The organism is Pseudorhodoplanes sp., assembly GCF_046289595.1.
Classification (GTDB): Bacteria; Pseudomonadota; Alphaproteobacteria; order Rhizobiales; family Xanthobacteraceae; genus Pseudorhodoplanes.
Genome location: NZ_JBKBVB010000123.1, coordinates 1 through 12,759 on the forward strand (window position 1 = coordinate 1; position 12,759 = coordinate 12,759).

Annotated in this window: 10 protein-coding genes; 4 read left to right on the forward strand and 6 right to left on the reverse strand. The window is 64.2% G+C overall.

What is annotated here, in order from left to right; all coding sequences use genetic code 11:
- The 6 genes from ACK41X_RS19515 to fliL all read right to left on the reverse strand — a co-directional run.
- The coding region (locus ACK41X_RS19515) for a TonB-dependent siderophore receptor (RefSeq protein ID WP_409726706.1) at window positions 1-1,961 on the reverse strand (1,961 nt) is incomplete at its 3' end.
- Between the two features lie 349 nt (window positions 1,962-2,310).
- A complete protein-coding gene (locus ACK41X_RS19520; protein WP_409726708.1) occupies window positions 2,311-5,928 on the reverse strand; it encodes a tetratricopeptide repeat protein in 3,618 nt (1,205 codons plus the stop codon).
- A gap of 78 nt (window positions 5,929-6,006) precedes the next feature.
- A complete protein-coding gene (locus ACK41X_RS19525; protein WP_409726710.1) occupies window positions 6,007-6,885 on the reverse strand; it encodes a MotE family protein in 879 nt (292 codons plus the stop codon).
- Entirely contained in the window at window positions 6,882-7,355 is a 474-nt protein-coding gene (locus tag ACK41X_RS19530; protein WP_409726712.1) for a DUF6468 domain-containing protein, read from the reverse strand. The genes ACK41X_RS19525 and ACK41X_RS19530 overlap by 4 nt, the downstream gene beginning before the upstream one ends.
- Window positions 7,352-8,491, reverse strand: coding sequence for a flagellar motor switch protein FliM (gene fliM / locus ACK41X_RS19535; protein WP_409726723.1), 1,140 nt, complete (start codon window positions 8,489-8,491; stop codon window positions 7,352-7,354). The genes ACK41X_RS19530 and fliM overlap by 4 nt, the downstream gene beginning before the upstream one ends.
- 2 nt (window positions 8,492-8,493) lie before the next feature.
- Window positions 8,494-8,997: a flagellar basal body-associated protein FliL gene (fliL, locus tag ACK41X_RS19540; RefSeq protein ID WP_409726713.1), complete on the reverse strand. Its 504-nt coding sequence runs from the start codon at window positions 8,995-8,997 to the stop codon at window positions 8,494-8,496.
- Between the two features lie 322 nt (window positions 8,998-9,319).
- Here fliL and flgF point away from each other — a divergent pair, with 322 nt between their 5' ends.
- The 4 genes from flgF to flgH are packed head-to-tail and all read left to right on the forward strand — an operon-like array spanning window position 9,320 to window position 12,649.
- The gene (gene flgF, locus ACK41X_RS19545) at window positions 9,320-10,066 is read left to right on the forward strand and encodes a flagellar basal-body rod protein FlgF (protein WP_409726715.1); all 747 of its coding nucleotides are present in this window, start codon (window positions 9,320-9,322) and stop codon (window positions 10,064-10,066) included.
- A gap of 15 nt (window positions 10,067-10,081) precedes the next feature.
- On the forward strand, window positions 10,082-10,870 hold the full coding sequence (gene flgG / locus ACK41X_RS19550; RefSeq protein ID WP_409726717.1) for a flagellar basal-body rod protein FlgG: 789 nt from the start codon (window positions 10,082-10,084) through the stop codon (window positions 10,868-10,870).
- Between the two features lie 11 nt (window positions 10,871-10,881).
- Window positions 10,882-11,892, forward strand: coding sequence for a flagellar basal body P-ring formation chaperone FlgA (flgA, locus tag ACK41X_RS19555; protein ID WP_409726719.1), 1,011 nt, complete (start codon window positions 10,882-10,884; stop codon window positions 11,890-11,892).
- Window positions 11,893-11,899: 7 nt separating this feature from the next.
- Window positions 11,900-12,649 carry a flagellar basal body L-ring protein FlgH gene (gene flgH / locus ACK41X_RS19560; protein ID WP_409726721.1) on the forward strand — a complete coding sequence of 250 codons (750 nt, stop codon included), beginning with the start codon at window positions 11,900-11,902 and terminating at the stop codon, window positions 12,647-12,649.
- Window positions 12,650-12,759 lie beyond the last annotated feature (110 nt).

Below are 12,759 nucleotides of genomic sequence, written 5' to 3' on the forward strand. Positions count from 1 at the left end.
AGCGTGTAGGGGGAAAAGCCGGTCGACCAGGATTTTCCGATGTAGCGGGCACCGCCGCCGATCGAAAAGCCGTCGATCCCGAACATCGAGAATTTCTGCTTGAGCCAAAGCGACGCCATATGCAGCGGCACCGAATCGAGCTTGCTGCCGACATTGTCGCCCGCGGTGGTGACGGCATCGGTATATGAATAGCCGCCCATGATATCGAGACCGGGGGCAATGGTGCCGACAACCTCGATTTCGCCGCCCTTGATGCTGACTTCGCCGATCTGCCTGGCCAGCACGCCAGTGCCATAGGCCTCGCGATTTTTCTCAACGATGTCGTATAGCGCGCCGTTGATCGCGAGTCCCTTGTACGGACTGTATTTGAAGCCGACTTCCTGCAACTCGCCGCGCTTGGGCTTGCAGAAACCGCCGCCCTCGCAAATGTTCGCGCCAAAAATCGGATTGAAGGATTGCGCCCACGACACATAGGGCGTCAAGCCACCCGGCAACTCGTACATCACGCCGACGCGACTCGTTGTCGCCGTATCGGTCTGACTGGGGTTGTTCTCCTGCTTGCCGGTGAGCTTGTCATGGCGGCTGCCCACCACCACGATCAACTGACCGAGACGAATCTGATCCTGCACGTAGACGCCGGCCTGAATCTGCTGGGTGTCGTCATACGGAAACAGCGGCATCGAAGGCGGTCCGAAATAGACCGGGTTGAAGAGATTGAAAGGTCTTGCGTCGTAGCCGAAATTGCTGGCTCCGTTCTCCGCAACGTAGCGATAGTCGAATCCGGCCAGAACCTTGTGTTGCAACACTCCGGTGTCGAACTTGAATTCGGCATTGGTATCGGATGTGACGCTGTCCCGGATCGGCGCCGCCGCCCAGATCGAACGCGGGACGGTGCCATTGCCCGCGCCCCAGGGCGCCAGATACGACCAGTTATCCGGATACATGGTGAAATACTTGCCGTTCGTGTGCATGTATCGCGAGTTCTGGCGAATCTTGAAATTCTCGCTGAACACATGCTCGAATAGACTCGAGACAGAACCCGTTGTGGTCTGGTATTTGTCGAAGCCCGGCTCGCTTGCGAACCGGTTGACGGGAATGAATCCGCCCGTCGGTCCCGGATAGATCGTGCCGTAATGCGGCAGGAACGCCGTCGACGAGCCCGTCGTATCCTTCTGATAGAATCCCAACAGCGTCCAGGTGGTGGCGTTGGTCGGCTTCCAGGTGATCGCCGGCTGAATCAGGATGCGGTCGTCCTTCACCAAATCGGTCTGGTAGTTGGCGTCCCGAAACACGCCGATCACCCGGTACAGCCACTGCCCGTCCGCTGTCAGCTTGCCGGTCGAATCGAATTGCACCTGCTTTCGGTCGAAGCTGCCATATTGCAATTCGATTTCGTTGTGGCTCTGCGCCTGCGGCAGCTTGGAAACCATATTGATGATGCCGGCGGTGGAGGTTGCGCCATACAGCACGGAAGCCGGACCGCGCAGAACCTCGACGCGCGACAGCGTGTAGGGATCCGGCCGCCATTCGTTGAACAGCCAGGCGTTGATGGCCTGGGTTCCGTCCAGATAGATGTTCGGATCCGAGCCGCGGACCCGCGGATAATCGCCACGGCTGTCCGGTCCGTAGGCATCGGCAAAGGCACCTGGCACGTAACGCAGCGATTCCTGAACGGTCTTGGCGCCCTGGTCCCGGATCTCGTCCGCCGTGACGACGGTGATCGACTGCGGAATTTCGCCAATCGGCGTGTCGGTCTTGGTTCCGGTCGCACTGCGATTTGCGAGATAGCCTTGCACCGCGCTGAAGGCGTTCTCCTGGACCGGCGCAGATTCGGACGCCGGCGCAGATTCACCGGCCGGCTGGCTCACCGTGGCGCCGCTGCTGCGCGGCGCGCGTTGCACATCGATTTGCGGCAGCGATGTCTGCGCCGCAGCGGGCAGCACCGCGAGACACCCGGACATGACCAGTGAAAGGACACATGTACGGCTCAAGACTGCCTTTACGGCGATGTCGTTTGATTGCATTGACGCCCCATTATCCTGCGCACGAACAGGCTCGCGAGCAAATGCGCTCGTGCCTTCATTGCCCCAGATGGAACGACATGCAGCAAATGATCGGGCGCTGAGTAAAGCGCAATTGATCGCAGCGCAGCGCGCTTCACGTCATTTGTGTGAAAGCATGGCGCGCGTACCACGAAATCAAACTGGTCTAATTCTTAGAAGATGCACGAGAGAAGCTTCTGCGACGTCCGACGGCCATGCGAATTGTAAATCGAATAGTGTCAATGCAGGTCGCCGCGCGTTAGCGCGACTAGAGCCGCCGGCCGATCGATCCTGTCGACATCCGGCCGGGCGGGGCGCGCGTGTGGTTCTGAGCGGGTGGCGGACTTTCGCCCGGGGTGATCGGGCCGATCTCCGGATAGCGTTCCCGGATTTCCCGCAGAAATGCGGCGAGCGAGGTAAACGCCGTGACGGTCTTCGCAAGCTCCCGGAACTCCACGCCGTTGGCCGAATGCGGGGCGGTGGCGACCTCGAAGGCGCGCTTGTCGGCGCTTTCGACCATCTTCGCCTCATAGCGTTCGCGCAGCCGGCCAAGGCCGATCTGGTCCTCGGCGAGCGCATATCCGATCGCAGCACGAAGAATATCGGCACGCTCGGCATCCGATAAAGGTTCGAAAGACCGCCAGCGCTCGCCATGCAGCCGCTCGATCTGTTCGGCGGATTGGCCGAACCGCCTGGCATTCCACAGGATGTCCGCACGCAGGCGCAGCGCCTCCCTGCCATCGATCTCGGCCGCGATGTCGAGTGCGAGGTCGTGGCGCCCCGCATCGGACAATGCGCGCGCCTCTAGCAGCAGCCGCAGCTGCCGCAGATCCGTGTTGAGGTCGGCCGATCGCGTCGCGCGCAGCACGGAGAGCGCGCGCTGGGGCTTGCTGTCCATCAGATAGACGGTCGCAAGCCGCGTAGCGACCTGCGCGCGCGCCGCACCCTGCAGGCGGTTGTCGATCTGGTGCTGCAGCAATTCGGCAGCTTGCGGCAGCAGATCGACCGATACCAGACGGTCCGCAAGCCGCCGGATCATCTCATCGCCCCGACGCCCGATCGGCGTGAGTTCGCGGAAGTCGTAGAACAGGCTGAGCGCTTCGATCGCCGGCATCGTGTCGCCCGTCCCCGCGAGGAACAGCGAGTCGAAGGTAATGGCGGCTTCGTCGTAGATGCGGCGGCTGAAGGGCGATTCGGGTTGCGCCTTGAGCGCGGACCGCATGACGTAAAATGCTTCGCGGAATCTCCGGTCCTCGGTGTAGAGCCTCGCAAGCGTGTGCAACGCCTCGATTTCGGTGTCGTCGCCGCGCCATACCGTTGTCAGCGTCTCGAGTTCGGAAATCAGTTCGGGACGTTTCAGCTCGCCGGTTTCCGCACGCAACAAGAGGCTGCGCAACTGGCCCTGCGCGGCCGAGGGCCGGTCCTCGGATTCCGCCGCGAGGCGATAATGGCGAAGTGCCTCCGGTACTTTGCCGAGACCCTGCGCGAGACGGCCCTTAAGGACAGACACGGCCGGCTCCATCGCTGCCGGCGTTCCGATGGTCTGGAATTCGCTGAGCAGGTTCTGTGCGGTCTCGTAGTCACGCACCTCGATCGCGACGCGCAACGCTTCTTTCAACGCAATGCGCTGTAACTCGACCGGCAGGGATGCGATGGCCCCTTCGGCGCCCTTGAAGCCGCGCCGCGCCTCGTCCCAACGGCCAAGGCGCGCCTGCGCGAATGCACGCCACAGCGGCGCGTCGAGCTGGTCGCCGAGCAATGGATGACCAAGCTCCTTCAGCGCGTCCTCCGGACGGTCCAGCATCAGCGTGGCGATGGCGCGAAGCAGCAGGACAGACGGGTCATCGGCGGACGGACGTTCGTCCGCCATGGTCACGTCGAGCACGCCCTTGGCCTCGGCATACATCTCCTGCGCGAGATAGAAGCGCGCGAGCTCGAGGCGGGGCACGCTGCGCTTGCCTTCGCCGGCGTCCGCGGCCGATCCGATCAGGGCGTTCTGGCGCTCATTCACCTTGGCCTGGCGATCGTAGCCCCAGGCCTGCGGATCGAGCACCGCCGGACGCATGTTCGACGCCGAGCGCGCTGCGGCGCCTGGTCCCGACAGCGTAAGACCGGCGGGCCGCGCCACGATCACGTTGTTCGGCGAGACTTCGACCTGCACATCGTCGGCAAAGGGCTGAACCGCAACGCCATGAACCGATGCCAAGGCGCGGAACTCGACGAAATCCTGCGGCCTGACGAAGCCGCGCGCAGGTCCCGGCGCCGTCACCACCAGAAGATTGTCGCCCATGTCGGGATCGGCGATGCGATGCAGTTCGCGCGCCTGCTCGAGCGGGATCGCGACACTGGCGCGCGCGGCATGAGCCATGCTGCGATCGACCGCAAGCGGTGTGCTCGGCGTGACCACGTGATCGCCGATGGTGACGGTCCATGTTCCTGCGTCTGCGGACGCACTCACCAGCCGCGGCCGATCCAGCATCAGCCGCAAGACATAACTGTCGCGCAGCGTCGTGCCGAGCGCGTGGCGGATCATGCCGCCGGATTCTGCAGCGATATCCGGCAGCGAAATCGCGCCGCGGGTATCAAATACCATCCACAGCGTCCCCGCACGGCGGAAGATCGCCGCAGGCGTCGGCGCCGCGAACGGGAACGTCAGGCGCACGCCATCGGCCTGCCGGCGGATGTCCGCATTGACCGGACGGCCTTGATCGCGCGGGAGAGCGTCCAGTGCGGGGGCGACTTCCGCCATGGCGTGTGGCTGGACTTGCTTTGCGGCGTCTGGCGGCGCGGATTGCAGCGACGGCGCGGGCGCGGCATTCGCGGCTGCCGCCGGAACTGCTGCGGCAGCGGCGGCAGCTGCTGCTTGAGGCGGCACGGATGGCGGCGTTTGCGCGCGCGGGGGTGTGGCCGGTACGGCGGACGCTGCGCCTTGCGGCGCGGACGGCGCGCCCGCCGGTCCGGCTGGAATGGATTGCGGGGCGGCAACGTCGGCCGGAGGCCTGGCGCTCAGCTCCTGCCGAAGGCGTGCCGCATCGTCGAACCCGGAACGCACCGGCGCCACCGGCTCCGGTGTATCGGCGCTGCCAATATCGACAACGAAATTGCGGTCCTCGCGGAAAGTGCGGACATCGGCCTGCCCATTCAGCGCGAACCGGACCGCCACCGTATCGTTCTGCTCGAAGCTCTCGACCGCCTTCACGGTGGCAGGCAACGTCGTCTTCAGGTCGCCGAAGTCGAATTTCAGGCGGGCATTGAATGAAAGCGTCAGATCGTCTTTGCCGCGCGCCGCGGTTACCGGGATAACGTCCGGCATCTCGAAAACGTAGCGGGTGAAAGTCGGTTGGGTCGCAACGCGCACCCGCGCCGGCCGCTCCGAACGGATGCCCTCCTGACGCTGGGTGCGGATACGACGTTCGGCCTCGCGCGCCCGGCGCGACAGTTCCTCGATCACCTCTTTCGGCAAGCCCGGCGCAAGACCACGCCAGGTATCCGGCAGCAGATCGATATAGATTCGCTCGCCGGCCGGCATCGCATTCATGGACATTCTGCGGCTGAGCGCGATCCGCAATCCCCGTCCGTCCGGATCCCGGCGCGCAGCACCGACGACGCCGTTCAAGTCGTGCGACAGCTTCTCGATATTGATGTCGACCGGCCGGCTGAAGTGAACCACAACAATGGCCCCGGCGAGCTTGACGTCGGTCTCCACCTGCTCCGACAAATGCAGCAGAATGCGCGCAAAGCCCTGCGAGGTTTCGACATGCACTTCGCCGCGAACCGGTTGCGATTGCGCCTCGGCCGGTCCGGCAAAGACCGCATAGCAGGCCGCGGCGATCAGGCACAATTGCCCGATCCGCATCAATCGGCAGATCGCATCGTGAACGGTCATCTACGCCTGCGCCGGTGGTCGGCCTGAACAGATGCTGACCGTAGCTGCGCGGGCATTAAATCAGCGTTAACCGAGACCTTAAGAACCGCTCGGACGGCCTTCGATCTTCGGCAGTTCGCGCGGCGATTGCTGCGGCTTTGCCTCGCTCTGGGCCCGGCTGGCGAGTGCGGCCGTCAGCTTCTGCGCAGCATCCGGCGTCATTTGCGAAAGAATGTCGGACATGCGGCGCGGCTGGATCAGCTTGGCGACCTCGGTCGCAAGCGCGAGGTCGAACCGCTCGAAGATCTTGGCGGCGTCCTTGGGCTTCATCGTCTCGTACATGGTGACGAGATTTTTCAGCCGCGACAGTTCGGCCTCTTCCTTTTGCTGGGTGGCGGCGACGACGCGGGCTTCGGCCTCCTTCAACTCGTTCAGCCGCTCTTCCAGCCGCTTTTCCGCGGCCTTGAGCAGCGTGTCGCGCATGTCGAGTTCGCTCTGGCGCTTCTCAAGCTCGGCGCGCCGCTCCGCCAGCCGTTCCAGAAGCGCCCGCTCGGAGGGCGAGATCGGCGTGGTTTCGAGCTGCACCACCTGACCTGCGGGGGCGGCAGGCGGCGGTGCTTTTGCATATTTCGGATCGACCGGCTTGGTCTCCGCAGGTTTGGTTTCCGCAGGTTTGGTTTCCGCCGGTTTGGCCCCATTCTGTTGCGGCGGGGCGCCGACCGATCCGGTGACATCCGGATAGCCAAACATTTCCTGCGCCCAGGACGGTTTGCGCGCGGGCGGCGGCGGCTGAACAGTCTGCGCCGGCCTCGTGATGACGGTCGCCTCGCGCAAGGCGCGGTCGGTCTTGGCCTGGTGACCGGCGCCCAGGGTATAGCCGCCCTCGAAAATGATCCCTGCGACCTTGAGCAAAAGCAGTCCTGTGGCCGCGATCAGCACGATCGGGACCAGGCGCAGTCGGTGAAACAACAGGCTCATGCGGCGCGGCCATGGGCGCGCACGCGCGCCCGTTCGGCGAAGGCCTGCGCTGCCGCGGCAACCGATTTGACGTCAGGCGACCTGCCGGTCGCGTCCGGCGCCGGGGCCACAGGCTCGGGCTGCGCCGCCTCGCTCCCGAGAATCCGTCCGGCATTGGCGATCTTGCGCAGCCGCGTCAGCACATCCTCCCCGGCGCTCAGGCTCGAGGCCATTGCCTTGCAATAGGCTTCTGCCTCGCGCAGCCGTGCGCCCAGCGTGCTATCGGCCTCGGTGGCGGTCAGCTTCAGTCCGGCGATCGCCCGCTCGGCGCGCTCCGTCGCCATCACCAGCTCGGCGACGCTGGCCTTCATCAGCTTTTCGTCGGCCTTGAGCTTTTCGATCTGCTTGTTCAGCCGCGCACAATAGAGGATCGTCAGCAATAGCAGGATCGCCACCAGCGCTTCGATCGTCAGTCCGAATCCGTAGCTCACGGAGTATCCCCCCGGTTCTTGGCATCGTCGGCATTTTCGAACATGGCGTAGGTCATCTTCGGCTTGTGCAGCGGCTTCACCACCCGCACCGAAACGCGATCCCCCACCCTTCCCATCCGGCCTTCGGTCAACGACACGTCGCCGCATCGCAGCGCGATCGTCGTGTCGGGGCGGATCTCCAGCGGAAGGGTATCGCCGACCTGAAGCGACATCATCTGGCGCAGCGGCAGCCGCGCCTCGAACAGCACCGCATCGACGCTGACTTCCGCCTGCCAGATTTCCGTCGCAAGATGTTCTTCCCAGATCGGGTCGCGGCCGAATTTCTCGCCCATGAACATCTGCAGCAGCACGCCGCGGATCGGTTCGATGGTGGCATAAGGCAGCAGCAACTCGGCATAGCCGCCGCGGTCCTCCATATCGATGCGAAGCCGCACCAGGATGGCCGCATTGGCGGGACGCGTGATCGTCGCAAAGCGCGGATTGCTCTCGATCCGGTCGACATTGAACTGAACCGGCGACAGCGGCTTGAAGGCGAGTTCCGCGTCGTTGAGAATGACCTCGACCATGCGCTTGACGAGACTGGTCTCGATCGTGGTGTAGGGCCGCCCCTCCACCCGCATCGCGCCGGAACCGCGCCGGCCGCCGAGCAGGACGTCGATCATCGAGTAGATCAGGCTGGAATTGACCGAAATCAGCCCGAAATTGTCCCACTCCTCCGCCTTGAACACGACGAGGATCGTCGGCAGCGGAATCGAGTTGATGTAATCGCCGAAGCGGACCGATGTGATGCGGTCGAGCGAGACTTCCACATTGTCCGAGGTGAAATTGCGCAACGATGTCGTCAACAGCCGCACCAGGCGGTCGAAGACGATTTCGAGCATCGGCAAACGCTCGTAGGACACCATCGCCGAGTCGATGATGGCGCGAATGCCGGAATTGTCGTTCAGATTGACGTCGGCCAGGCTGAAGCCGAGCAGACTGTCGATTTCTTCCTGATTGAGGACGCGTTCGGACGAGCCCTTCTGGGCGAGCTTGTTCTCGTCGACCATCGCGGCCCATTGGTCGCTGATGGTGGGCGCTGCGGGCGCGCCGTCGGCGGGCACCGTGGTGATTTCGGCGTCCTGATCGAGCTGCATGGTCACTGGACCACGATTTCCTTGAACAGCACCGCATTCACGCGGTTCGGCGCGATCGCGTAATTGACGCGCCGTGTCAGCTCTTCCTTCAAGCGGTAAAGCCCGGCAGAGCCGTCGAGGTCGGTCGGGCGCAATTCACGCAAGTAGGTCTGAAACGAATCCATGACCCGCGGCATCACCGGCTGAACCTGCTGGATCATCGTGGAGTCGGGCAGTTCGAGCACGATCTTCACCTTCAGATATTGCGGCCGGTCGCCGCCGGCATTGGCAAGATTGACCAGCGTGTCGGGCAGATCGAGGAAGGCCGGGGGCTTGGCGACGGGCGCCGCCACCGCCTCGGGCTTGGGCTTGGGCTTGAACATGAAGAAGGCGGCCCCGCCGCCTCCGCCAAGCACCAGCAGCGCGGCCGCCGCGATGATGATCAGCTTGCGCTTTGACTTCGGCGCCGGCTTTGCGGCGCCGTCGGTTTCCTCAGTCTCTGCTTCGGCTCGCTTCTTGTCCGCCATGACATCGGCCCCCTGTGGCGCGGGCTTGCCAGAAGCCGTCGCAACCTGTGTTCCGACGTTACGGCCACGATGGTTAACGAAAACTTTCCGCAGCGCTTTGACCCGGTATTTTTTGCCGGGTCGCGGCGGCCGGATTTGCCGTGCCGGCGCCGCATCTGCCCTCCGGTTTTTCGGTCAAGCCATTGATCAATATGACTTTTATTACCTGGCACGTTCGCTGCAAAGCGGATGCTGTCTGCGGCTTTGGGAGAGGCTGCGGCAGATCGCTTCAGCCAGCGCCTTGGGAGGGTGCGGGCTGAAGACTCTCACGGGGGAGATCGGGATGGAGAATGCCCTTCTGGTCAAGCTGTCGCGGCAGATGGCGCTGCGGCGCGAGCTTGACGTCGTCTCGAACAACATCGCCAACATCAACACCACCGGCTTCAAGGGCGGGACCGCGGTTTTCGAAGAATTCCTGATGCCGCGCGCGAGCCACGGCGATTTCGCGGGCAACGACCGTAAGCTGTCCTACGTGCATGATCGCTCGACCTGGCACGACCTCAGCCAGGGCCCGGTCCGGCCGACCGGCAATCCGCTCGATGTCGCGATCGACGGCAAATCCTTCCTGGTCGTCCAGACGCCGCGCGGCGAACGCTTCACCCGCAACGGATCGTTCCAGATCAACGCCACCGGCCAGCTCGTCACCACCGAAGGCTATCCCGTGCTCGGGGAAAGCGGGCCGATCCAGTTCCAGGCCGAAGACCGCGACATCAATATCAGCCGCGACGGCACCATCGCCGTGCCGGACGGCGTGCGCGGCCGGCTCAGGCTCGTCGCCTTCGACAATCCTCAGCGCCTGGAGAAGGACGGCTACTCGACCTTCAAGGCGCCGGACGACATGCAGCCCACGCCGGAGCAATATCCGCATGTCATTCAGGGCTCGATCGAACAGTCCAACGTCAAGGCCGTGGTCGAGATGACCCGGATGATCGAAATCACCCGCCACTACACGCAGATCGCCTCGCTCATCCAGCAGCATGGCGACACGAGACGCACCGCGATCGAGCGTCTCGCCGAAGTTCCGGCGTAACCGCGAGGAAGGATCATGCGCGCGCTCCACACCGCAGCGACCGGGATGATGGCCCAGGAACTCAACGTCCAGGTCATCTCCAACAACATCGCGAACATGCGCACGACCGGCTACAAGCGCCAGCGTGCGGAGTTTCAGGACCTGCTCTACGAACAGGTCCGGCGGGTCGGCACCCAGACCTCGGAACAGGGCAACATCCTGCCGGCCGGCGTCGAACTCGGGTCCGGCGTCAAGACGGTCGGCACGCCCCGCCTGATGACACAAGGCGCGATCATCACCACCGGCAAGGAAACCGATGTCGCGATCCGCGGCGAAGGCTTCTTTCCGATCACCATGCCCGACGGCCGCACCGCCTATACCCGCGACGGCTCGTTCGCGATCGACGCCACCGGCCGCCTGGTCACCGCGCAGGGCAGTCTGGTTCAGCCGGCGATCACGGTGCCGGCGAATTCCACCGGCCTGACCATCAACGCGCAGGGACAGGTGTTCGTCACACCGGCCGGAACCACGACGCCCACCCAGATCGGGCAGATTCAGCTTGCGGTGTTCATGAACAAGTCGGGTCTGCAGGGCATCGGCGACAACCTCTTCCTCGAGACGCCCTCCTCCGGCACGCCGCAGCTTGGGACGCCGAGCACACTGAATTTCGGCAGCATGCTGCAAAACTCGCTGGAGCAGGCCAATGTCGAGGCGGTCAGCGAAATCTCCGACCTGATCGCCGCGCAACGCGCCTACGAAATGAATGCCAAGGTCGTCTCCGCCGCGGACCAGATGCTGCAATCCACCTCCGGCATGATGCGATAGGAGTTTGACCGATGAAGCAACTCATGAAGCGCTTCTCCGCCGCCATGCTGTTTGCGACGATAGCCGCAGCCTCCACTGGCGCGCAGACACTGCGCCCGACCGTGCTGGTGTCGAGCGATCTCGTCCGCATTGGCGATCTCGTCGCCGATGTGGCCGCCGACAAGGCCGACATCGCCGTGTTCCGCGCCCCCGATCTTGGCGAAACCGGAAGCGTGAATGTCCAAGCCGTGATCGAAGCATTGCGGCCGCATCAGGTTGGCATCGAAGCGCAGGGGCTTTCCGAGGTGTCGGTGACGCGCGCCAGCCGGATGGTCGGCGCCAACGAGATCAAGGACAGGATCGCGGAAATCCTGGCCGAACGGCTGCGCGCGGCCGGCGCCGCCAACGTCACCGTGACGCTCGACCAGCCGGCGCTGACGCTGCATCTCGATCCGTCGGATGGCGATGCGATCGTGCCGTCGCGGATCACGTTCGAGCCGCGCGGCGGCCGCTTCGATGCGCTGTTCCGATCCGGCGCGGCGCAGGTCCGCGTCACCGGCAACGCCGTCGAAACCCAGGACGCCGTGGTGCTGACCCGCGCCGTCCCGCGCGGCGACGTGCTGCGCGAGTCCGACGTGATACTGGAACGCCGTCCGAAATCCGAGATCCAGGCCGACACCGTCCGCGACCTCGAAGCGGCAATCGGCATGGCCGCACAGCAGCCGCTGCGGCCGGGCCAGGTCATCCGCAAAGCCGATCTCGGGCGGCCGCAACTTGTGAAGCGCAACGAGCCGGCGATGATCGTCTATGAGGTTCCCGGCATCGTGCTCACCGCGCGCGGCAGAGCGGAAGAAAACGGCTCGCTCGGCGATACCGTCAACGTTCTGAATATCCAGTCGAAACGAATTATCCAGGGCGTCGTCAGCGGTCCGGGCCAGATCACGGTCACATCGCTCACGCCGCGCATCCTGTCCAGATCCCCGAACCTCGCCGCCGCCAATCAGCCGGCAGCAACGCCCAGCGCACAAACCAAGACGGAATAGCATCATCATGTCCCGCGTTTCCCTGACGGCCAGGTTTCTGGCCCTGTCCCTCCTCGGGGCCGTGCTCGGCGGCTGCTCCTCCATCGACCGCCTGCGGACCATCGGCGAAGCCCCGCCGCTGTCGCCGATCGAAAATCCGACGACCGCGCCCGGCTACAAGCCCGTGCAGATGCCGATGCCGATGCCGCAGCCGGCTTCATACAATCCAAACTCGCTGTGGCGGAACGGATCGCGCGCCTTCTTCAAGGATCAGCGCGCGCATCAGGTCGGCGACATCCTGACCGTGAAGGTCAAGATCGACGACAAGGCCAAGGTCGAGAACGAAACGCAGCGCCGGCGCACCGCGGGAGACGAGGCGGCCGTGAAGGATTTTCTTGGCCGGTCAGCCCTGCCCGGCCCGATCAAAGCGAAAGTTCCGAGCACGCTGATCGCCACGGAATCCGCAACCACAATGGACGGCAAGGGCAACACCGACCGCAAGGACGAGATCAATACCAACATCGCCGGCGTGGTCACGCAGGTGCTGCCGAACGGCAATCTCGTCATCGAAGGCCGCCAGGAGGTCCGGGTCAATTTCGAGGTCCGCGAACTTGTGGTCGGTGGCGTTGTGCGGCCCGAGGACATCGAAAGCGACAACACCATCGATTCCACCAAGATCGCCCAGGCGCGCATCGCCTATGGCGGCCGCGGTCAGCTGACGGACATGCAGCAGCCGCGCTACGGACAGCAGATCATGGACATCCTGCTGCCCTTCTGAGGACGCATCAGCAGCGAATCGGCCGCCGTCCGGCGGACGTTCGAGCTCCCACGTCGTCCACGGCGCGCAGCGGACGACGGTCACGACGCGGCATCCAGCAAGCTCCCCTG